Genomic DNA, 22,550 nt, shown 5'->3' on the forward strand with positions numbered 1-22,550 from the left:
CCCACCTAACCTCCCCCGCTGGGCGGGGGAGGGACTGCCGCTGCCTTTCCGAACAAGCACTTGCTCCCTCCCCTGCCCGGCGGGGGAGGGTTGGGGTGGGGGCAATCGGAGCCAACACCACCCCATCCCTACCACACCCACCCCACTTTTGCCAAATTATGTTCAAAGTCGTCCATTGTCTGTCCAAAGCTCCGGGCTTACCATCCGCCTAACTGACGAAGCGGCGTCTTGCGGGACGACACGCTCCGCAATGGGAGAAACGTCATGGACGGCATCCGCCCCGCCGCAGGCTTGCGGCCGGTGGAATGGCCGTCAGGGGGTGCGGAGCCATGAGCCTGCATGTCGCCTTCGACGGCATCACCAAGGAATTCGGTTCCGTGCGCGTCCTGCACGGCGTCGGCTTCGACCTGCATCCCGGCCGGGTGCATGGGCTGCTGGGCGAGAATGGCGCCGGCAAATCGACGCTGATGAAGATCCTCGCCGGCTATCACGCGCCGACCTCCGGCACGCTGAGCATCGACGGCGAGCCGGTGACGTTCAGAAGCTCCCGGGACGCCGAGAAACGCGGGATCGTGCTGATCCACCAGGAACTCAGCCTCGCCGACGACCTCACCGTCGCCCAGAACATGTTCCTCGGCCACGAGATCAAGCGCGGCTGGCTGCTCGACGACCGCGCGATGCGCGCGCAGGCGGCCGAGGCCCTGCGTCAGGTCGGCTTCGACCGCGATCCCGACACCAAGGTCGGTGACCTGATCGTCGCCGAAAAGCAGCTGGTGGAAATCGCCAAGGCGCAGCTGCGCAACGCCCGCCTGCTGATCATGGACGAACCGACCGCCAGCCTGACCCCGTCGGAATGCGACCGGCTGTTCGCTCTGATCGGCCGGCTGCGCCGGGACGGCGTCACCATCGTCTACATCTCCCACAAGCTGGACGAGGTGGAGCGCATCACCGACGAGGTGATCGTGATGCGTGACGGCCGCTTCGTCGCCCGCGCTCCCACGGCCGAAACGCCGCGCCAGCGCATGGCGACGCTGATGGTCGGGCGCGAGCTGACCGACATGTTCCCGGAGAAACGCTTCCCGCCGTCCGCGGGCAAGCCGCTGATGGCGGTGCGCGGCCTGACCGTTCCCGGCTGGGCGGAGGATGTCGGCTTCGACCTTCAGCCCGGCGAGATCCTGGGCTTCGCCGGTCTGGTCGGCGCCGGCCGCACCGAATTGTTCGAGGGCATCCTGGGCCTGCGCCCGCGCAGCGCCGGAACCATCGAGATCGACGGCCGCCCTGTCCGTTTGCGCACCCCGCGCGAGGCGATGCGCAACGGCCTGACCTATCTCAGCGAGGACCGCAAGGGCAAGGGCCTGCATGTCGGCATGAGCCTGCGCGACAACCTGACCCTGATGACGCTGCGCCACCATGCCCACCCGCTGCTGTCGCCGGCGTCGGAGGACCGGGCGCTGGAGCATGCCGTGGCGTCTTTCGGCATCCGCGGCGATCCGGGGGGCGCCGCGTCCTCGCTGTCCGGCGGCAACCAGCAGAAGCTGGCCATCGCCAAGTTCCTGGAGCCGGACCCGCGCGTCTTCGTGCTGGACGAACCGACGCGCGGCGTCGATGTCGGCGCCAAGCGGGACATCTATTTCCTGATCGCGCGTCTGGCCGCCGAAGGGCGCGGCGTGATCGTCATTTCATCGGAACTGATCGAACTGATCGGGCTCTGCCACCGGGTGATCGTGATGCGCGGGCGGCGGGTGACCGCGACCGTGCCCGCCGACCGGCTCAGCGAAGAGGAGTTGATTGCCCATGCCATCGGGACAGATGCCAGCGGGACCGACATCAGCACCCACACCCGCAACTGAGGTCCGTGCCGTGTCCGCAGGCAAGCCGGCGCGCCGTTTCGACCCGCACCGCTTCGGCCCGGTCGTCGGGCTGGTGCTGCTGCTGGTGATCGGCACGGCGCTGAACCCCGATTTCGCCACCTGGGGCAACCTGATGAACGTGCTGACCCGCACTGCCTTCATCGGGATCATCTCCATCGGCATGTGCTTCGTCATCATCTCCGGCGGCATCGACCTGTCGGTCGGGTCGATGGCGGCGCTGATTGCCGGCAGCATGATCCTGGTGATGAACGCGGTCGCCGCGTCGGTCGGCTCGCCGGTCGCGGTGGTGGCGCTCGGCGTCCTGTTCGCGCTGCTGCTGGGCGGCGGTTTCGGGCTGGCGCACGGATATCTGATCACGCGCGGCCGGATCGAGCCCTTCATCGTCACGCTGGGCACGCTCGGCATCTTCCGCGCGGTGCTGACCTGGCTGGCCGACGGCGGCGCCATCACGCTGGACAACGACCTGTCCGACGCCTACGGCCCGGTCTATTACGGCAGCCTGCTGGGCATCCCGGTTCCGGTCTGGGTCTTCCTGGCCGTGTCGGCGGCGGGGGCCGTGCTGCTGAACCGCACCGCCTTCGGCCGCTATGTCCAGGCCATCGGCTCCAACGAGCAGGTGGCGCGTTTCGCCGCGGTGGATGTCGACCGGGTGAAGCTGCTGACCTACGGCCTGCTCGGCGTCTGCGTCGGCATCGCCACCGTGCTCTATGTGCCGCGCCTGGGATCGGCCTCCCCCACCACCGGGCTGCTGTGGGAGCTGGAGGCCATCGCCGCGGTGATCGTCGGCGGCACCTCCTTCAAGGGGGGACAGGGCCGGATCGCCGGGACGGTGATCGGTGCGATTCTGCTGTCGGTCATCAGCAACATCCTGAACCTGACCAGCATCATCAGCGTCTATCTGAACGCGGCGGTCCAGGGCTGCGTCATCATCGCCGTCGCCTTCCTGCAGCGCCGGCGCCCCTAAAAAACGATAAGGAGGAGAAACGTCATGTCGGAAGTTGCGCGTTACACTCGTCGTGTTGTGCTGGGCGCCGGCCTTGCCATGGCGGCGACCGTGGCCCTCGGCGGCGGCTTCGCCCTTGCGGCTGAGACGGTGAAGCTGGGCGTCAGCATCCCGGCCGCCACCCACGGCTTCACCGGCGGCATCGTCTGGTGGGCCAACCAGGCGAAGGCGGAGCTGGAAAAGGCCCATCCCAACCTGAAGATCACCGTCAAGACCGCCAGCGGCGCGCCGCAACAGGCGAACCAGCTTCAGGATCTGGTGACGGTGACCGGGATCGACTCACTGGTCATCTTCCCCTTCGAATCCGCCGCCCTGACCCAGCCGGTGATGCAGGCCAAGAAGAAGGGCGTCTATGTCACCGTCGTCGACCGCGGCCTGACCGACACCAGCGCGCAGGACGCCTACATCGCCGGCGACAACACCGCCTTCGGCCGCATCCCCGCCGAATACATCGCCAAGAAATACAACGGCAAGGCCAACATCGTGGCGCTCCGCGGCATCCCGACCACGCTCGACAACGAGCGGTGGGAGGCCTTCACCGGCGTGCTGAAGCAGTATCCCGACATCAAGATCCTCGACGCCAAATACGCCAACTGGAACCGTGACGACGCCTTCAAGGTGACGCAGGACTTCCTGACCCGCTTCAAGGACATCGACGTCATCTGGGCCGCCGACGACGACATGGCCTTCGGCGTGCTGAAGGCCATCGAGCAGGCCAAGCGCACCGACATCAAGGAGGTGTTCGGCGGCGCCGGGTCCAAGACGATGGTGAAGACCATCATGGACGGCTCCAACCCGCTGATCCACGCCGACGTGTCCTATTCGCCGAAGTTCATCTACGACGCCATCAAGATGACCGCCGAAGCCCGCCTGAAGGGCGACAAGCTGCCGGCGACCTACATCATCCCGTCGTCGCTGATCACCAAGGAGAACGCCAAGGAGTTCTACTTCCCGGATTCGCCGTACTGATTCTTGGCAGAGTTAGACCCCCACCTATCCTCCCCCGCTGGGCGGGGGAGGGACTGCCGCTCCTCTCCCGCCAAAGCACTTGTTCCCTCCCCCGCGAGAGCGGGGGAGGGTTAGGGTGGGGGCAAGTGGCCGCACCTCCCCCCATCAGGGAGCCCAAACCCATGAAGACCATCAAAGGCCCCGCGATTTTCCTCGCCCAGTTCGCGGGCGACGCGGCCCCCTTCAATTCGCTGGACTCCATCGCCCGCTGGGCCGCCGGCCTCGGCTTCAAGGGCGTGCAGATCCCCAGTTGGGACCGCCGCCTGTTCGACCTGCAGAAAGCCGCGACAAGCCGCACTTATTGCGACGAGGTCAAGGGCACGCTGGCCGATGCCGGCGTCGAACTGACCGAGCTGTCCACCCACCTGCAGGGCCAGCTGGTCGCCGTCCACCCCGCCTACGATGCGCTCTACGACGGCTTCGCCCCGGTGGAAGTCCACGGCCGCCCCGACGCGCGCCAAGCCTGGGCGGTCGAACAATTGCACCTCGCCGCCAAGGCATCCGCCAACCTCGGCCTGACCGCCCATGCCACCTTCTCCGGCGCGCTGGCCTGGCCCTACCTCTACCCCTGGCCGCAGCGTCCGCCGGGCCTGATCGAAACCGCCTTCGACGAACTGGCCAAGCGCTGGCGCCCGATCCTCGACGCCTTCGACGAGGCCGGCTGCGATCTCTGCTACGAGATCCACCCCGGCGAGGACCTGTTCGACGGCACCAGCTTCCAGATGTTCCTCGACCGCGTCGGCGGGCATCAGCGCTGCAACATCCTGTACGATCCCAGCCATTTCGTCCTGCAGCAGCTGGACTATCTCGGCTACATCGACGTCTTCCGCGACCGCATCCGCATGTTCCACGTCAAGGATGCGGAGTTCAATCCGACCCCCTGGCAGGGCGTCTATTCCGGCTATGCGCCGTGGAAGGACCGGGCCGGGCGCTTCCGCTCGCTGGGCGACGGTCAGGTCGATTTCCGCGGCATCTTCTCCAAGCTGACCCAGTACGGCTTCGACGGCTGGGCGGTGCTGGAATGGGAATGCTGCATCAAGCATCCGGAGCAGGGAGCCGCCGAAGGCGCCCGCTTCATCCAGGACCACATCATCCGCGTCACCGACCGCGCCTTCGACGATTTCGCCGATGCCGGCACCGACGATGCGGCCAACCGCCGGATTCTCGGTCTGGGGAAAGGGGCAGCATGAGCGCGGATCACTCGCCTACCCCCGCAAGGCGCCTGAGGCTTGGCATGGTCGGCGGCGGCCAGGGCGCCTTCATCGGCGCCGTCCACCGCATCGCCGCCCGCATCGACGACCGCTATGAACTGGTCGCCGGCGCCCTGTCCTCCGATCCGGAGCGGGCGCGGGCCAGCGGGGCGGAGCTGTTCCTGGCGCCCGACCGCTGCTACGACGACTTCCACGCCATGGCGAAAGCCGAGGCCGCCCGCCCCGACGGCATCGACGCCGTCGCCATCGTCACGCCCAACCACCTGCATCACCCTGCCGCCAAGGCCTTTCTCGAGGCCGGCATCCACGTCATCTGCGACAAGCCGCTGGTCCACACGGTGGCGGAGGCGGAGGAACTGGCGGCCTTGGTGCGCAGCCGCGACCTTGTCTTCGTGCTGACCCACAATTACAGCGGCTATCCGATGATTCGGCAGGCCCGCGCCATGGTGGCGTCCGGCATGCTGGGCCGCATCCGCGTGGTTCAGGCCGAATATGCCCAGGACTGGCTGGCGACCGACCTGGAGGCCAGCGGCCAGAAGCAGGCGTCCTGGCGCACCGATCCGGCGCGGAGCGGCATCGCCGGCTGCATCGGCGACATCGGCACCCACGCCTTCCATCTCGCCGAGTTCGTCACCGGCCTCACCTGCACCGACCTCGCCGCCGACCTGACCGCCTTCGTCCCCAACCGGCGGCTGGACGACAACGCCCACATCATGATGCGCTTCGACGGCGGCGCCCGCGGCATGCTGTGGGCGACCCAGGTCTGCCCCGGCACCACCAACGGCCTGCGCCTGCGCGTCTTCGGCGAGGCCGGCGGCCTGGAATGGCAGCAGGAACAGCCCAACGAGCTGCGCTTCACCCCGCTCGGCGAACCGACCCGCACCCTGCTGCGTGCCGGCGCCGGCAGCCTGCCGGCGGCGAGCAGCATCGCCCGCACCCCGGCCGGCCATCCGGAAGGCTATCTGGAAGGCTTCGCCCAGATCTACCGCGACGCCGCCGACCGCATCGCCGCCCGCCTGGACGGCCGCCCGGCCCCGGCCGACGTGCCGTTGCCGACGGTTGAGGACGGCGTGCGCGGCGTGCGCTTCATCCACGGCGCGGTGGAGTCCAGCCGGCGCAATGCCGCGTGGGTTTCGTTGGCGGATTAATTCCCTCTCCCGTACCAAATCCCCCTCTCCCCCCCGGGGAGAGGGTCGGGGTGAGGGGGCGCACCGCGTGGCTTTGCAAGAAATGCAAGGCGCCGCACATCCCCCTGATCCTCCTAATGCGACCCCCTCACCCTAACCCTCTCCCCGCTTTCGGCGGATCTTCGATCCGCCTGTCGCGTCAGCGCAAACGAAGTTTGCGCGTGAGCGGGGGGAGAGGGGATAATGCGCAGAACCGGCAAAAGCCGTTCCGAAGAGGCAATCACCCTCTCCGCGCATTCCGTACCATCCGTTCATCAAGACAGCCGGCGCCGGTCCAGCCCGCCCGGTCCTGAACGGACTACGCATGACCACCCACGATTTCCATCCCTCCCGCCGGACGGTCCTCTCCGGCAGCGCCGCCCTCGCCGTTGCGGGCAGCGGCCTGCTGGGCGCGATTCCGGGCACCGCCGCCGCGGCCGAGAAGACGGCCACCCGTCAAGACCCGACCAAAGGAACGAAACCGATGCTCCAGGGCAGCCACGTCACCACCAAGGACGGCGTCCAGATCTACGTCAAGCAGTGGGGTCCGCAGACCGGCCAGCCGGTGGTCTTCAGCCATGGCTGGCCGCTGACCGGCGACGCCTTCGAAGACCAGATGATGTTCCTGGCCCAGCACGGCTACCGCACCATCGCCCATGACCGCCGCGGCCATGGCCGGTCGTCGCAGCCGGGCTTCGGCAACGATCTCGACCATTACGCCGACGATCTGGCCGCCGTGACCGAGGCGCTGGACCTGAAGAACGCCGTCCATGTCGGCCACTCCACCGGCGGCGGCGAGGTCGCCCGCTACATCGGCCGTCACGGCGTGTCGCGCGTCGCCAAGGCCGCCCTGATCGGCGCCATCCCGCCAATCATGGTCAAGACCGACTGGAACCCCGACGGCGTGCCGATGGAGGTGTTCGACGGCATCCGCGCCGGCGTGAAGGCCGACCGCTCGCAGTTCTTCAAGGACCTCGCCCTCCCCTTCTACGGCTTCAACCGTCCGGGCGCCAAGGTTTCGCAGGGCGCGGTCGACAGCTTCTGGATGCAGGGCATGATGGGCGGCCTGCTGGCCGAGTACGAGTGCGTCAAGGCCTTCTCCGAGACCGACCAGCGCGAAGACCTGAAGAAGATGATCGTCCCGACGCTGGTCCTGCACGGCGACGATGACCAGATCGTCCCGATCGCCACCTCCGCCAAGGCCGCCGTCAAGCTGCTGCCGAAGGGCACGCTCAAGGTCGTCGCCGGCGCCCCGCACGGCCTGTGCACCACGCACAAGGACATCGTGAACGAGGAACTGCTGGCCTTCCTCCGCGCCTGATCCCCATCTTTGTCCCATTACATGCAACAGTCATGTTCCATTGCACGTGATTGTTCGACCGGACTCCACCATGGCAAGGTCCCTGTCAGACGGCGCCGACGACGCACCGGCGGCAGGCGGCCCAATCCTTCAGAAACCCACACGGAACAGGAAACGATCATGACCTTCCCGGCCAAGTCGCTCATCAACGCCGACGACACCGCCTTCATCTTCATCGATCACCAGCCGCAGATGTCCTTCGGCGTGGTCAACATCGACCGCCAGCAGCTGAAGAACAACACGGTGGCTCTGGCCAAGACCGCCAAGCTGTTCGGCGCCCCGACCATCCTGACCGCCGTCGAGACCGAGAGCTTCTCCGGCTACATCTGGCCGGAGCTGATGGACGTCCTGAAGCAGGACCCGATCGAGCGCACCTCGATGAACAGCTGGGATTCGGAAGAGCTGGTGGCCGCCGTCAAGGCGACGGGCAAGAAGAAGCTGGTCATCGCCGCGCTGTGGACCGAGGCCTGCCTGCTGTTCCCAACGCTGTGCGCCATCGAGGAAGGCTTCGAGGTCTACATCGTCACCGACGCCTCGGGCGGCACCTCGCAGGAAGCCCACGACGCCGCCATCCGCCGCATGGAGCAGGCCGGCGCCCATTCCATCACCTCGGTCAACGTTCTGCTGGAACTGCAGCGCGACTGGGCCAAGCGCGGCACCTATGACGGCGTGATGAACATCGTTCGCGAGCATTTCGGCGCCTACGGCATGGGCGTCGATTACGCCTACACCATGGTCCACAAGGCCCCGCAGCGCGGCGAGTTCGCCCACAAGGTGACCGGCGCCGCCGCCCACGAGCACGCCTGACGAACACGCCTGACGAGCAAGCCTGACGACCACACCGGCGCCCGTTCAGTGCGGGCGTCGGTCCCCCAGTTTAGAGCGGGAGACGGCACGATGATGCCCTATCTTCTTTCGGCCGGCGCCGGCATCCTGGTCGGCGTGATCTATGCGCTGCTCGGAGTCCGGTCTCCGGCGCCGCCGACCATCGCCCTGATCGGTCTGCTCGGCATGCTGGTGGGCGAACAGGTGGTGCCGGTCGTCAAGCGGCTGGTGGCCGGCGAGCCGGTGCTCGCCTTCATCCAAACCGATTGCGCCCGCCATGTCCTGGGGCCGCATGTCGCCGCCGAACCGCCGCAGGTCGCCAAGGCCGAGACCGGCGGCGGGGAAAAGGCGTGAAGCGCCGCCGCGTCGCTGCTGGCATCGATGCCACTCTCCACCCTCGCGTCCAGATCCGGGAATGCCGCCATGCCGAACACCGCACCCACCGGTGACCTGATCCTCGTCAACGCCAAGGTCACCACGCTCGACCGCGCCAACCCGCAGGCCGGCGCCATCGCCATCCGCGACGGCCGCTTCCTCGCCGTCGGCACGGAGGCCGAGGTGCGCGCCGCGGCGCCCCAGGCGACTGTGATCGACGCCAAGGGCCGGCGCGTGATCCCCGGGCTGATCGACAGCCACATGCACATCATCCGCGGTGGCCTGAACTACAACATGGAGCTGCGCTGGGACGGCGTGCCGAGCCTCGCCGACGCCATGGCGATGCTGAAGCAGCAGGCGGCCGTCACCCCGGCGCCGCAATGGGTCCGCGTCGTCGGCGGCTTCACCGAATACCAGTTCGCCGAAAAGCGCCTGCCGACCATCGAGGAGCTGAACGCCGCCGCCCCCGACACGCCGGTCTTCATCCTGCACCTCTACGACCGCGCCCTGCTGAACGCCGCGGCCCTGCGCGCCGTCGGCTACACCAAGGACACCCAGAATCCGCCGGGCGGCGAAATCGTGCGCGACGCCGCCGGCAACCCGACCGGCCTGCTGCTGGCCCAGCCCAACGCGACGATCCTCTATTCGACGCTGGCCAAGGGCCCCAAGCTGCCGCCCGAGTATCAGCTGAACTCCACCCGCCATTTCATGCGCGAGATGAACCGGCTGGGCGTGACCGGGGTGATCGACGCCGGCGGCGGCTTCCAGAACTATCCCGACGATTACGCCATCATCGAAAAGCTGCATGCCGACGGCGAACTGACCCTGCGCATCAGCTACAACCTGTTCACCCAGAAGCCGAAGGAGGAGTTGGCCGACTTCGCCGGCTGGGCGTCGAAGGTCAAGCCCGGCGATGGCGACGACAGCTACCGCCACAACGGCGCCGGCGAGATGCTGGTCTATTCCGCCGCCGACTTCGAGGATTTCCGCGTCGCCCGCCCGGACATGCCGCCGAACATGGAAGGCGATCTGGAGCCGGTGATCCGCCTGCTGGCCGAGAACCGCTGGCCCTGGCGCCTGCACGCCACCTACGACCAGACCATCAGCCGCGCGCTCGACGTGTTCGAGACGGTCAACCGCGACATCCCCTTCGACGGTCTGCATTGGTTCTTCGACCATGCCGAGACGATCAGCGACCGCAACATCGACCGCATTGCCGCGCTCGGCGGCGGCATCGCCGTCCAGCACCGCATGGCCTATCAGGGCGAATATTTCGTCGAGCGCTATGGCACCAAGGCGGCTGAACGCACCCCGCCGATTGCGAAGATGATGGCGGCGGGCGTGCCGGTCGGCGCCGGCACCGACGCCACCCGCGTTGCCAGCTACAACCCGTGGGTCTCGCTGTCCTGGCTGGTGACCGGCAAGACGGTTGGCGGCCTCGGCCTCTATCCCCAGGCCAACCTGATGGACCGCGAAACCGCTCTGCGCCTGTGGACGGAGGCCAACACCTGGTTCTCCAACGAGCAGGGCAAGAAGGGCCAGATCAAGGCCGGTCAGTTGGCCGACCTCGCCGTGCTGTCCGACGACTTCTTCTCGGTTTCGGCGGACCGCATCGCCCACCTGAACTCGGTCCTGACCATCCTTGGCGGCGCCGTGGTGCATGGCGAGGGCGATTACGGCCCACTGGCGCCGCAACTGCCCAAGCCGATGCCGGACTGGTCGCCGGTGCGCACCTTCGGTGGCTATTACAAGTCAGCCGATGCCGGTTCGGGCGACCAGCGCAGGGCGCTCGCCTCGGCCTGCGGCTGCGCCACCGGCTGCGGCGTCCACGGCCACGACCACGCCGCCGCCTACGCTGCGGACGTGCCCGCTGCCGACGTGCAATCCTTCTGGGGCGCCTTGGGCTGCGGCTGCTGGGCAGTGTAAGGCGCCTGCTCTTCCCTCACCCTGACCCTCTCACCCCCGGGGAGAGGGTCAGGGTGAGGGGGAGGCTCCGCAGGATTTCACCAAAGGTCCCGCCACGCATCCCCCTCACCCTCCCCGACTTCAGCAAGATAGATCGGCTCGCCATGACCCTCCGCTCCTTCGAACGCCCGGCAGAGCGCATCGTCGACCGCATCCTCGACTGGGACGGCACATGGCTGATTGCCCGTCTGGCGCTGGTGGGTGCCTACCTTCTCGGCGGACTGGTGAAGCTGACCGACTGGCCGGGCGCCGTCGCCGAACAGGCGCATTTCGGCCTCACCCCGCCGGCTCTGTGGGCGGCGCTGACCATCCTGGTCGAACTGGTCGGCCCGCTGCTGATCCTGCTGGACCGCGCGCTCTGGCTGGGCGCCGGCGCGCTCGGCGTCTTCACCGTTCTGGCCGCGCTGATCGCCAATGATTTCTGGACCATGGCGGGCCAAGAGCGCTTCATGGCGACCAACGCCTTCTTCGAGCATATCGGGCTGGTCGGCGGCTTCGCCCTGGCGGCAATCGTCTCGCGGATGCGCCGCCGCCTCGGCCCGAACGACTGAACGAGGGAAAGCACCATGGCTCCGCCCGCCTCCCAGCCGATCGCCGCCCCGCTGCCCTGGCTGCTGATGCTGCTGTCGGTGACGACCGGTCTGGTCGACGCCACCAGCGTGCTCGGCCTCGACAAGGTGTTCACCGCCAACATGACCGGCAACATCGTCTTTCTCGGCTTCGCCGCCGCCGGCACGCCGGGCTTCGACGTCGCCCCCTATCTGACGGCGATCAGCGCCTTCCTGGTCGGCGCGCTGATCGCCGGCCGCACCGGCAAGGCCCATGCCGGCCGGCCGCTGCGCCGCTGGCTGCTGAAGGCCGCCGCCATCGAGGCCGGGCTGCTGTGGTTGGGCGCCCTGCTGGCATGGCTGCGCCAGGGCGGAGACGTATCGCCGGCCAGCTTCTACGGCATCATCCTGCTGACCGCGCTGGCGATGGGCTTCCGCAACGCGACGATCCGCCAGTTGAAGGTGCCCGACCTGACCACCACGGTGCTGACCCTGACGCTGACCGGTCTGGCCGCCGATTCCCGGCTGGCGGGCGGAGCCGACACCAACTGGATCCGCCGCATCGGCAGCGTCGTCGCCATCTTCATCGGCGCCGCCATCGGTGCCGCGCTGGTGGCGCACAGCGGCCTCGCCGCGCCGCTGCTGCTTGCCGGCGCGCTGGGGCTGGTCGGCACCGCCGCCTGCGCCCTGCATCCCGCCGCCACCACCCCGGCCGCCGCCTGATCCCCTCAAGCCCTTTCCGGCGCGTGAAAGGGAGGTGTTACGCCGCCTCCCCCACCGGGGCCGGTTTCGCCGCGCGCAGGATCATGCCGAACAGGTCACGCGGCTCGTCCGGGTCGGCCAGCATGTCCAGATTCTCGTAGAAGCCGGTCCCCGCCACCTTGTCGCGGACATAGCGCAGGGCGGAAAAGTCCTCCGTCGCGAAACCCACCGAATCGAACAGCGTGATCTGCCGCGCATCGCGCCGTCCGACCGCCTGCCCGCTCATCACCGTCCACAGCTCCGTCACCGGATGGTCGGGGGCCAGCTGCTGGATTTCGCCCTCGATCCGCGTCTGCGGCGGATATTCGACGAAGATGTCGGAGCGCAGCAGGATGTCGCGGTGCAGCTCCGTCTTGCCGGGGCAGTCGCCGCCAACCGCGTTGATGTGCACGCCGGCCCCGACCATGTTGTCGGTCAGGATGGTGGCATACTGCTTGTCGGCGGTGACGGTGGTGATGATCTGCGCGCCCTCCACCGCCTCTTCGGTCGATTTGCAGGCGGTGATCTCGAAGCCCTGGTCGCGCAGGTTGCGCACGCATTTCTGCGTCGCCGCCGGGTCGATGTCGTAAAGCCGCAATTTCCGGATCCCCAGCAGCGCCTTGAAGGCCAGCGCCTGGAACTCCGCCTGCGCGCCGTTGCCGATGATCGCCATGCAGGCCGCATCCTTCGGCGCCAGATGCTTGGCGGCGACGGCCGAGGTGGCGGCGGTGCGCAGCGCCGTCAGGATGGTCATCTCCGTCATCAGCACCGGATAGCCGTTGCCGACATCGGCCAGTACGCCGAAGGCGGTGACGGTCTGGCGCCCTTCCCGCGTGTTCTTCGGATGGCCGTTCACATACTTGAAGCCATAGGTGCGGCCGTCGCTGGTCGGCATCAGCTCGATCACGCCTTCCGCGCTGTGGGAGGCGACCCGCGGCGTCTTGTCGAAGCTCTCCCAGCGGCGGAAATCCTCCTCCACATAGTCGGACAGCTCGGTCAGGAAGCGCTCCACGCCGATGTGCAGCACCAGCTTCATCATGTGATCGACGCTGACGAAGGGAACGAGGTTCAGGTTCGGGATCATGGTCGGACGCTCCAGTCGATCAAAAGCTGCGGGTGGGATAGTCGAGGACGCGGCGCCCCATCAGGCTGGCCAGCAGTTCCACCATCAGGGTGGCGGTCCGGCCGCGCTCGTCCAGGAAGGGGTTCAGCTCCACCAGATCGACGCTGCTGACCAGACCGGTGTCGTGCAGCATCTCCATGACCAGATGCGCCTCGCGGAAGGTGGCGCCGCCGGGAACCGTGGTGCCGACGCCGGGCGCGATGCCGGGATCGAGGAAATCGACGTCCAGGCTGACATGCAGCAGCCCGTCCGCCTCCACCACCCGCTGCAGGAACGGGCGCAGCAGGGCAACGATGCCGTGCTCGTCGATCTTGCGCATGTCATGGACGGTGATGCCGGAGGTCTCCAACGCCCGCCGTTCGGCCGGATCGACGCTGCGGATACCCATCATGCAGACATTGTGCGGGTCGAGCCGGGCCGGCGGCGGTGGGAAATAGCCGTCGAAGCCGGCCCGGCCGGTGGCATAGGCCATCGGCACGCCATGCAGATTGCCGCTCTCCGTCGTCTCCAGCGTGTGGAAATCCGGATGGGCATCCAGCCACAGCACGAACAACGGACGGCGCATCTCGGCGGCGCGCTGCGCCAGCCCGGTCAGGGTGCCGGCGGCAAGGCTGTGGTCGCCGCCCATGAAGACCGGCATGGCATCATCACCGGCACTCGCCTCGTAGGCCACCTGGGTCAGCGCCGCGGTCCAGCCCGCCACCTCCGGCAGGAATTTCAGCGCGGCGTTGCCATGCGTCATCGGCCGCTGCGGCAGCGGCGCCACATTGCCGAGGTCGGTGACGCTGTGGCCCAGATCCGACAGCGCCTTGGCGATGCCGGCCGTACGGTAGGCGCTGGGCCCCATTTCGCAACCCAGCCGCCCCGCCCCGTCCTGCACCGGCACGCCGACCAGCCGGCACTGCTTCGTCTTTGTCATCTGGTAGGACATTGTTCGGTCTCTTGCCTGTTCCTTCCACCAGCAAACCACAGGAATCCGGCGAAACGGACAGGGCAATTTGACAAATGTCTCCATCTCTCCTACCAAACTGAACAGCCAAGCCTTCCAAAATGCCGGCAACCTGAGACCATGACGCTCGACCAGCTCGATGAGAAGCTCATCACCCTGCTGCGCCATGACGGCCGCCGCAGCATCTCCGACCTCGCCATCGAACTGGGCGTCTCGCGGGCGACGGTGCGCTCGCGGATGGAGCGGCTGGAAAGCTCCGGCATCATCACCGGCTACACCGTGATCCTGCGCGCCGACACGGTGGAGGCGCCGGTGCGCGGCATCATGCTGATCGAGGTGGAGGGGCAGGCGACCGACCGCGTGGTGCGGACGCTCAGCGGCTTCCCCGAGATCATGGAGATCCACAGCACCAACGGACGCTGGGACCTGATCGTCGAGTTGTCGGCCGGCAGCCTGCCGGAATTCGACGGAGTGCTGCGCCGCATCCGGCTGATCCCCGGCATCACCACCAGCGAGACGAATCTTCTGCTGAACACCCCGCGCAGCACCCGCGCCCGGCTGTAAGCCGCCGTCGACTTGTCATTTCGCGTAGGGCGGCATGAGGCGCGGCATTCATGCTATCCTGCCGCCCGACCTCGACTGCACCAGCCACCGGACGACATGACCACCGCCGTCAGCGACCAGGACCGCCTGATCCCCACCCCCGCCGGCCGTCTCTATGTGAAGGACTGGACCCCGGAAACCGGGACCGCCGGCACTCTCCCGCCGATCCTGCTGTTCCACGATTCGCTGGGCTGCGTCGATCTGTGGCGCAGCTTTCCGGCCAGCCTTGCCGCCGCGACGGCGCGGCGGGTCGTCGCCTATGACCGGCTCGGCTTCGGGCGTTCCGATCCCCATCCCGGCGCCCTGCCCCGCGATTTCGTCGCGGCCGAGGCGCGGGAGGTCGCTCCCCTGCTGCTCGACCATCTCGGCATCGGCGATTTCATCGCCTGCGGCCACAGCGTCGGCGGCGGCATGGCGGTGGAGACGGCGGCGCGCTTCCCCGCGCGCTGCCGGGCGCTGGTGACCATCGCCGCCCAGGCCTTCGTCGAGGACCGCACGCTCGACGGCATCCGCGTGGCGAAGCAGGGCTTCCAGGATCCGGCGCAACTCGCCCGGCTGGCGAGATACCAGGGCGACAAGGCGCGCTGGGCGGTCGATGCCTGGACCGAGACATGGCTGTCCGCCGCCTTCGCCGACTGGACCCTGGACACGCCGCTGTCGCAGGTCCGCTGCCCGGTGCTGGCACTGCACGGCGACCGCGACGAATACGGGTCGGCCGAGCACCCCGCCCGCATCGCCGCCGGACGCGGCACCGTCCGCCTTCTGCCCGACACCGGCCACGTCCCCCACCGCGAATGCGAGGACGAGGTCGTCGAAGCGATCCGGGCCTTCCTTTCGAAACCCTGACGCCGCCTGACCTATCCGGCCGGGCCGGCGCCCGCCACGCAGTCGCGCTCGACCCGGAGTGCCGCGAGCTTCGATTCCAGCTTGCCGATCTTGCGGTCGAGCTTGCGCAGGCGCTTGCGCTGCGCCTTCCCCTCGGCCGGGTCGGCCTGAGCTTTCCTGCCCAGTTGTGCGATCCTGTCGTTGATCGCCATTTTGGCGGCGTCGCTCAACCGCTTCCAGCCCTTCACCTCCGCCTTGGTGCGGTGGCAGCCCAGGCAGGCACCGTCGCCACCGAACCGGCAGAGTCCGATGCAGGGGTTGTCCGTCGCCCTGCCAAACCTGTCCTTCTTTCCGCGCATCTGTCCTGTCGCATGGCCGTCTCCAGTCGCAGACAATGTGCGCCGTAAATCCGGCGCGGCAATGGTGGCTGATGAGGCTGCAAGCCCATACAATTTTGGCGCTTGCCGTCGAATGAACCGATTGCATGCACGCCCCCTTATCGAAGCCGTGAACTCCTTGCGTCAAACCGCCGCATGGGCGGACATCCGGCCCCTTTGTCCGTACAATGCGCTTGAGCAATCCGTACGAATGATCCATACAAGGCACATCGCCGGAGGGTCGCTGCTCCATACGCCTGTCAGGCGCGGGCAGGCGGCCGGACGGCATCTTCGTGCCAGGTGATCCATGCCCAGCGATGCGCCCACCGTCACCCGCCGGCCGGACCATGCGACCGTTCCGCCGGAGCAGGCCCCAGGTCCGGCCCCAGCGCCGGCCTACGCCCCCCACCGCAAGATCCATCCCAAGGCGGTGCGCGGGCGATACCGGCGCGTGAAGACGCTGTTGGGCGTGGTCCTGCTGGTGCTGTTCGCCGTCATCCCCTGGCTGCGCTGGGATCGTGGGCCGGGTCTGCCGGATCAGGCGGTGCTGTTCGACCTGGGCAGCCAGCGCTTCTACATCTTCGCCCTGCAGCTGTGGCCGCAGCATGTCTATTACATCACCGGCGTGATGATTCTGGCCGCCATCGGCCTGTTCCTGGCGACCGCGCTCGGCGGCCGGGTCTGGTGCGGCTTCACCTGTCCGCAGACAGTGTGGACCGACCTGTTCGTCTGGGTGGAGCGGCGGGTGGAGGGCGACCGCGGCGACCGCATCCGCCTCGACCGGCACCCCTGGACCACGGGCTGGCTGGCGAAGAAGACGGTCAAGCATGCGGCGTGGCTGGCGGTCTCGCTGGTCACCGGCTTCCTCGGCATCGCCTATCTGACCGACGCGCCGACGCTGGCGGTCGACCTGCTGCGTTTCGACGCCTCGGCGCTCGCCGCCGGGTCGATCCTGTTCATCGCCGCCTGCACCTATGCGATGGCCGGCTTCATGCGCGAACAGATGTGCTTCTACGTCTGCCCCTGGCCGCGCATCCAGGCCGCCATGCTGGACGAGGACAGTCTGGTCGTCACCTATCAGGACTGGCGCGGCGAGGGACGCGCGCCGCTGCGCAAGAACGAGGGCTGGGATGCCCGCACCCACCAGGGCCATGGCGACTGCATCGACTGCGGGCAATGCGTCCAGGTCTGCCCGACCGGCATCGACATCCGCGACGGCATCCAGATGGAATGCATCGGCTGCGGCCTGTGCGTCGACGCCTGCAACGACGTGATGGCGCGCATCGACCGCCCCGGAGACCTGATCCGCTTCGACACCCTGACGGCCCAGTCGGCGAAGGCCGCTGCCGCTCCGCCGCCCCGCTACCGGCTGATCCGGCCGCGCACCATCGTCTACGGCCTGATGCTCGTCGTGGTCGTCGGGGTGATGACGATCGCGCTGGCGCTGAGGTCCAGCAACGACATATCCGTTCTGCGCGACCGGGCGCCGCTGTTCGTCACGCTCAACGACGGCCGCATCCAGAACGCCTACACCATCAAGATCGCCAACATGTCGCTGGTGGAGCGTCATTACCGCCTCACCCTGACCGGCCTGCCGCAGGCGAGCCTCAGCCTGTCCGGCGACGGCACGGAGGCCGGCGAGCTGTCGCTGTCCGCCCGCGCCAATGCGGTGGAGACCTACCGCATCCGGGTCCGCGTCCCCCGGGCGGCACTGACCGGCTCCTCCACCCCGGTGACCGTCACCCTGACCCCCGATACCGGCGACGGCCAGCCGGCCCGGCACGACAGCGTCTTTTTGGCGCCGTGATCGAAACGCCTTGGGAGTTCTCCCTCTCCCGCCCCGGGAGAGGGAAGGGGCCCATGCGGAGCATGGGAAGGGTGAGGGGTGATTCAAGGAACCATGCGGTTCGGGATTCTCGCCTTACCCCTCACCCTCCCCGCCACTTCGTGGCGGGTCCCCTCCCTCTCCCGGGGCGGGAGAGGGCAGTTATCGTCGAGATGTGAATGCTTGCAGCACCCGCACCCGAACGCGCATATGCTACCGACAGTGCCGCAGCAGGCAGGCAAGGGAACGGCCAGGACATCCATGCAATCCGATAACGCAGCGCAAGCCGAATCGTCGGACACCGGCATCTGGCAGCCCGACCTGACCAGCCGGGCGCGGCCGGTCTATCTCGCCATCGCCGACGCCCTTGCCGACGACATCGCCGCCGGCCGTCTCGCGGCGGGACAGCGGCTGCCGCCGCAGCGGGTGCTGGCCGACCGCTTGGGGGTCGATCTGACCACGGTCAGCCGCGCCTACAGCGAGGCCCGCCGCCGCGGCCTGCTGGATGCCCGTGTCGGCCAGGGCACCTTCGTCAGCGCGCCGCATGCGCCGTCGGAAAGCGCCGCACCCGTCCCTCCCCGCCCCTCGGCCACCGCGCCGTCCCCGGTCATCGACATGACCATGAACCAGCCGCCGCTGCCGGATTCGCCGGAGCTGCTGGACCGCGTCCGGCGGGGGATGGCCCAGGCGATGCTGCGGCTCGACCCGCAAACACTGCTGCGCTATCCGGAGGCCGACGCCGGATTCCGCGCCGGGGAGGACGACCGCGCCGCCGGCGCGCGTTGGCTCGGCAGGCGCCTGCCCGACCTCGCCGACACCGGCCGGATCGTCGTCTGCCCCGGCACGCAGAGCGCCCTGCTGGCCCTGCTCTGCATGCTCACCCGCCCCGGCGACATCGTCTGTACCGAGGCGCTGACCTATCCCGGCTTCAAGGCCATCGCCCGGCAGCTCGGGCTGCGGGTGGTCGGGGTGGCGATGGACGGCGACGGGCTCGACCCCGACGCGCTGCGCGCGGCGGTGGAGGCCCATGCCCCCAAGGCGCTCTACTGCACCCCCACCCTGCACAACCCGACGACGGCGACCCTGCCGGCGGAGCGGCGCGCCGCCATCGCCGCCATCGCCCGCCAGAACAACATCCCGATCATCGAGGACGACATCTACGGCGTGCTGCCGCAGGACGCCCCGCCGCCGATCGCAGCATTGGCCCCCGACGTGACCTTCCATGTCGTCGGCCTCGCCAAATGCGTGGCGCCCGGCCTGCGCGTCACCTATGTCGCCGCCCCCGACGTCCGTCAGGCGATGCGGCTGGCCGCCGCCCAACGCGCCACCATCCTCGGCACGCCGCCGATTCCCGCCGCCGTCGCCACCCAATGGATCGCCGACGGCACCGCCGACGCGCTGCTGACCGCCATCCGTGCCGAGGCGTCGGCCCGCCAGCGCATCGCCCGCGACCTGCTTGCCCCAGACTCGCTCGCCGCCCATCCGGACGGTTTCCATCTGTGGTTGAGCCTGCCGCCGTCCTGGACGCGCGGGGAGTTCGCCGCCCATCTGCGCAACGCCGGCATCGCCGCCGCCGTCAGCGACGTCTTCCTCACCGCCGGCTTGGCACCGGAAGCTTTGCGCATCTGCCTCGGCGCTCCGGTGAGCCGCGCCGATTGCCGCCGCATGCTGGAAACCCTCGCCGACGCCCTCGACCAGAGCCCCGCCCTGGCCGGCATCGTGATCTGATCCGTCAGGCCAGATCCCGCGCCATGCCCGACCGAACCAGCAGGTCGGTGTCGGGCGAGAATCGCGCCTTCAGCGGCAGCATCGCCGCCCCCAGCACGCGGGCCATCGGGCCGATGGAGCCCGCCAGAACCGGCGCGGCCTTCAGCCCCGACCGGTTGAAGCCTTCCACCGCCGCCGCCAGCCGTTGCGTGAAGCGGTCGCGCCAGGACGGCGGCAGGAAGCCGTCGACCACCACCTCCTGAAAGTCGATGACACTGAGCGCCGACACGACGGCGCGCGACAGCTCGGCGCAGGCGGTTTCGGCCCAGGCGTCGAAGATGGCGTCCGCCCGCTCGCCGCTGCCGTCGGCCAGGGCGGCGGACAGCGCCGCCGACGGATCGATCCCGGCGGCCTCCAGGTCACGCTCCAGCAGGAAGATCGAGGCGGCGTGGATCAGTTGCCCCGGCGTCTCTCCCCGGCCGGTCGGCCCGGTCGGCATGGACCCGATGGCCCCGGCATTGCCCTGCTCGCCGCGGTAGAGCCGCCCGTCGATCACCACCCCGCCGCCGATGAAGGTGCCGAGATAGATGTAGAGCGCGCTGCGGCTGGTGATGGCGTGGCCGGCGATCATCTCCGCCGCACAGGCTGCTGCGGCGTCGTTGTAGCGCGTCACCGGTAGACCGGTCTCCCGCGCGAAGGCCCCGCCGATGTCGGCATCGCGCCAACCGTCCAGCGCCCCCGGCGCCAGCCCCAGCTCCGCCGACCACGCATGGATCTCGTCCGGCATGGCGACGCCCAGCCCGACCACCCGCGACCGCGCCGCCGGCGACAGATGCCCCAGCAGCCCGACCGCCTGGGCGATGGCGGTGGAGATCGTCGGTTCCGGCAGCGGCGCGTCGTAGCGCACCCGGCTCGCCCCCATCTCCTCGCCCAGCAGGTTGATCAGGATCGCCTCGACGCTGCGCCGGCCGATTTTCACCCCCAGCGAATAGGCGCCCTCAGGATTCGGCGCGATGGGGGTGGAGGGTTGGCCGACCTGCCCGCGAACCTTGTCCAGCTTGACCAGCAGCCCGTCGTCCAGCAGGCGGTTGACGATCACCGACGCGGCCTGCCCGCTGAGCCCGGTTTCCCGCGCGATTTCCGCCTTTGACAGCATGCCGGCCTGCAACAGCGCATGCATGACCAGCCGCTCGTTGTAGGCGCGCAGCCCGGTGGTATCGCCGCCCCGCATGCTCCCGCCGCCTCCTGCCTCGGATTTCACCAACAATCCGTATAACAACCGATCATAACAAAATCAAAGTGATTTACTTAGTAGCGGCACGAGGCCCTCTCCCGCCCCGGGAGAGGGAACCATACTCCGCCTATACGAAAGTGCAATCAACGCCAAGGTCCGCACCAGCGCCATACGCCACCGAATATCAAAATCAATGTGATTTATCTATTGCAGCCCTCCACTGCCTGCGCCATAGTGTTCGTGTGCCCTACAAACCGAATGCCGTGGACGCATGCGGAGGTCGGGCGACCAGTCGCATAGGCCGGCGGAGCAAAGCCAGGGCGCGGCCGGACAGGAATTTGGGGAGGAAAACTGGAATGAAGCGTGCGCTATCCTTGATCGGCGCGGCGGTCGCCGCGTTTCTCGGCAGTTCGGCACAGGCGGAAACGCTGTCGATCGCCACGGTGAACAACGGCGACATGATCCGCATGCAGAAGCTGGCGGATCATTTCACCAAGGCCCATCCCGACATCACGCTGAACTGGGTGACGCTGGAAGAGAACGTGCTGCGCCAGCGCATCACCACCGACATCGCCACCAAGGGCGGCCAGTACGACGTCCTGACCATCGGCACCTACGAGGTCCCGATCTGGACCAAACAGAAATGGCTGAAGCCGCTCGACAAGCTCGGCGCCAACTATGACGTCGAGGATCTGCTGCCCTCCATCCGCAGCGGCCTGACCACCGACGGGACGCTCTACGCCGCGCCCTTCTACGGCGAAAGCTCGATGGTCATGTACCGCAAGGACCTGTTCGAGAAGGCCGGCCTGACCATGCCGGAGGCGCCGACCTGGGCCTTCATCGGCGACGCCGCCCGCAAGCTGACCGACAAGCAGAACGAGGTCTACGGCATCTGCCTGCGCGGCAAGGCCGGCTGGGGCGAGAACATGGCCTTCCTCAGCGCCATGGCGAACTCCTTCGGCGCGCGCTGGTTCGACATGAGCTGGAAGCCGCAGTTCAACACCGAGCCGTGGAAGCAGACGCTGACCACCTATCTCGGCCTGATGAAGGACGCCGGCCCGCCGGGCGCTTCCTCCAACGGCTTCAACGAGAATCTGGCGCTGTTCCAGACCGGCAAATGCGCGATGTGGATCGACGCCACCGTCGCCGCCTCCTTCGTCTCCAACCCGGCGCAGAGCAAGGTCGCCGACAAGGTCGGCTACGCGCTGGCCCCCGACAACGGGTTGGGCAAGCGGTCCAACTGGCTGTGGGCCTGGAGCCTCGCGGTTCCCGCCAGCAGCAAGAAGGGCGACGCCGCGCAGGCCTTCATTTCCTGGGCGACGTCGAAGGAATATCTCGACCTCGTCGCCAAGGAAGAGGGCTGGGCCAACGTGCCGCCCGGCACCCGCAGCTCGCTCTACGCCAACCCGGAATACCGCAAGGCCGCGCCCTTCGCCGATCTGACGCTGAAGTCGATCCAGGCCGCCGATCCGCAGCACCCGACGGTGCAGGAAGTCCCCTACACCGGCGTGCAGTTCGTCGCCATTCCCGAATTCCAGGGCATCGGAACCGCCGTCGGTCAGGCCTTCTCGGCCGCGCTCGCCGGCCAGATGAGCGCCGACCAGGCCCTGCAGAGCGCCCAGGCCCTGACCACCCGCGAGATGACCAAGGCCGGCTACATCAAGTAACCGGAAGTCATCGTCCCTGTACCGGATGAGGGCATGATCCTCTGTCAGCCGTCATTCCCGCGAAGGCGGGAATCCAGCCGGTTCAACCGCTGAACCGCGAACTCCCTGGATCCCCGCCTTCGCGGGGATGACGGCCGAAGAATACGCCTCCCGCAACGTCGTTCCCC

20 protein-coding genes are annotated in these 22,550 nt (G+C 68.2%); 16 read left to right on the plus strand and 4 right to left on the minus strand.

Translation table 11 applies throughout. The features are described from left to right. Positions 1–329: 329 nt before the first annotated feature. The 11 genes from PWS46_RS15065 (at position 330) to PWS46_RS15115 (ending at position 12,055) form a co-directional block, all read left to right on the plus strand. Entirely contained in the window at positions 330–1,850 is a 1,521-nt protein-coding gene (locus tag PWS46_RS15065; protein ID WP_434621657.1) for a sugar ABC transporter ATP-binding protein, read from the plus strand. 10 nt (positions 1,851–1,860) lie between these two features. After that, the gene (locus tag PWS46_RS15070; protein WP_434621660.1) at positions 1,861–2,835 is read left to right on the plus strand and encodes an ABC transporter permease; all 975 of its coding nucleotides are present in this window, start codon (positions 1,861–1,863) and stop codon (positions 2,833–2,835) included. A 24-nt stretch (positions 2,836–2,859) separates the two neighbouring features. Beyond that, positions 2,860–3,843: a substrate-binding domain-containing protein gene (locus PWS46_RS15075; protein WP_434621663.1), complete on the plus strand. Its 984-nt coding sequence runs from the start codon at positions 2,860–2,862 to the stop codon at positions 3,841–3,843. 161 nt (positions 3,844–4,004) lie between these two features. Further along, positions 4,005–5,072: a sugar phosphate isomerase/epimerase family protein gene (locus PWS46_RS15080; RefSeq protein WP_434621666.1), complete on the plus strand. Its 1,068-nt coding sequence runs from the start codon at positions 4,005–4,007 to the stop codon at positions 5,070–5,072. Continuing rightward, on the plus strand, positions 5,069–6,241 hold the full coding sequence (locus PWS46_RS15085) for a Gfo/Idh/MocA family protein (protein ID WP_434621669.1): 1,173 nt from the start codon (positions 5,069–5,071) through the stop codon (positions 6,239–6,241). Before PWS46_RS15080 ends, PWS46_RS15085 begins: the two co-directional genes overlap by 4 nt. 343 nt (positions 6,242–6,584) lie before the next feature. Further along, positions 6,585–7,580 (plus strand): alpha/beta fold hydrolase, encoded by a 996-nt coding sequence (locus PWS46_RS15090; RefSeq protein ID WP_434621672.1) that lies wholly within the window; start codon positions 6,585–6,587, stop codon positions 7,578–7,580. Between the two features lie 159 nt (positions 7,581–7,739). Further along, entirely contained in the window at positions 7,740–8,426 is a 687-nt protein-coding gene (locus PWS46_RS15095) for a hydrolase (protein WP_149268476.1), read from the plus strand. 90 nt (positions 8,427–8,516) lie between these two features. Then, positions 8,517–8,798, plus strand: a complete 282-nt coding sequence (locus PWS46_RS15100; RefSeq protein WP_434621675.1) for a XapX domain-containing protein — start codon at positions 8,517–8,519, stop codon at positions 8,796–8,798. Positions 8,799–8,867: 69 nt separating this feature from the next. Further along, entirely contained in the window at positions 8,868–10,745 is a 1,878-nt protein-coding gene (locus PWS46_RS15105; RefSeq protein ID WP_434621678.1) for an amidohydrolase, read from the plus strand. A 143-nt stretch (positions 10,746–10,888) separates the two neighbouring features. Continuing rightward, positions 10,889–11,335, plus strand: coding sequence for a DoxX family protein (locus PWS46_RS15110; protein WP_434621681.1), 447 nt, complete (start codon positions 10,889–10,891; stop codon positions 11,333–11,335). A 15-nt stretch (positions 11,336–11,350) separates the two neighbouring features. After that, entirely contained in the window at positions 11,351–12,055 is a 705-nt protein-coding gene (locus PWS46_RS15115) for a YoaK family protein (protein WP_434621684.1), read from the plus strand. 37 nt (positions 12,056–12,092) lie between these two features. Here PWS46_RS15115 and PWS46_RS15120 read toward each other — a convergent pair whose 3' ends face one another. Both PWS46_RS15120 and rocF read right to left on the minus strand, forming a co-directional pair. Next, positions 12,093–13,157 carry an ornithine cyclodeaminase gene (locus PWS46_RS15120; protein ID WP_434621687.1) on the minus strand — a complete coding sequence of 355 codons (1,065 nt, stop codon included), beginning with the start codon at positions 13,155–13,157 and terminating at the stop codon, positions 12,093–12,095. 19 nt (positions 13,158–13,176) lie between these two features. Then, positions 13,177–14,115 carry an arginase gene (rocF, locus tag PWS46_RS15125; RefSeq protein WP_434621690.1) on the minus strand — a complete coding sequence of 313 codons (939 nt, stop codon included), beginning with the start codon at positions 14,113–14,115 and terminating at the stop codon, positions 13,177–13,179. Positions 14,116–14,265: 150 nt separating this feature from the next. Here rocF and PWS46_RS15130 point away from each other — a divergent pair, with 150 nt between their 5' ends. Further along, positions 14,266–14,709, plus strand: a complete 444-nt coding sequence (locus tag PWS46_RS15130) for an Lrp/AsnC family transcriptional regulator (protein ID WP_098736358.1) — start codon at positions 14,266–14,268, stop codon at positions 14,707–14,709. 96 nt (positions 14,710–14,805) lie between these two features. Next, positions 14,806–15,594 (plus strand): alpha/beta fold hydrolase, encoded by a 789-nt coding sequence (locus tag PWS46_RS15135; protein ID WP_434621694.1) that lies wholly within the window; start codon positions 14,806–14,808, stop codon positions 15,592–15,594. Between the two features lie 11 nt (positions 15,595–15,605). On the opposite strand, the gene PWS46_RS15140 is transcribed toward PWS46_RS15135, so the two are convergent. After that, on the minus strand, positions 15,606–15,932 hold the full coding sequence (locus PWS46_RS15140) for a DUF1289 domain-containing protein (RefSeq protein ID WP_434621697.1): 327 nt from the start codon (positions 15,930–15,932) through the stop codon (positions 15,606–15,608). Positions 15,933–16,257: 325 nt separating this feature from the next. Between PWS46_RS15140 and ccoG the strand changes: the two genes are divergently transcribed. Beyond that, positions 16,258–17,757 carry a cytochrome c oxidase accessory protein CcoG gene (gene ccoG / locus PWS46_RS15145; RefSeq protein WP_434621700.1) on the plus strand — a complete coding sequence of 500 codons (1,500 nt, stop codon included), beginning with the start codon at positions 16,258–16,260 and terminating at the stop codon, positions 17,755–17,757. 279 nt (positions 17,758–18,036) lie between these two features. After that, positions 18,037–19,503 (plus strand): PLP-dependent aminotransferase family protein, encoded by a 1,467-nt coding sequence (locus tag PWS46_RS15150; protein ID WP_434621703.1) that lies wholly within the window; start codon positions 18,037–18,039, stop codon positions 19,501–19,503. A 4-nt stretch (positions 19,504–19,507) separates the two neighbouring features. Here the strand turns inward: PWS46_RS15150 and PWS46_RS15155 are convergent, their stop codons facing one another. Continuing rightward, positions 19,508–20,713 carry an ROK family transcriptional regulator gene (locus tag PWS46_RS15155; protein WP_434621706.1) on the minus strand — a complete coding sequence of 402 codons (1,206 nt, stop codon included), beginning with the start codon at positions 20,711–20,713 and terminating at the stop codon, positions 19,508–19,510. 359 nt (positions 20,714–21,072) lie between these two features. Between PWS46_RS15155 and PWS46_RS15160 the strand changes: the two genes are divergently transcribed. Further along, on the plus strand, positions 21,073–22,383 hold the full coding sequence (locus PWS46_RS15160; RefSeq protein ID WP_434621709.1) for an ABC transporter substrate-binding protein: 1,311 nt from the start codon (positions 21,073–21,075) through the stop codon (positions 22,381–22,383). Positions 22,384–22,550: the final 167 nt, after the last annotated feature.

Source organism: Azospirillum sp. B2RO_4, from assembly GCF_051124815.1.
Lineage (GTDB): Bacteria > Pseudomonadota > Alphaproteobacteria > Azospirillales > Azospirillaceae > Azospirillum.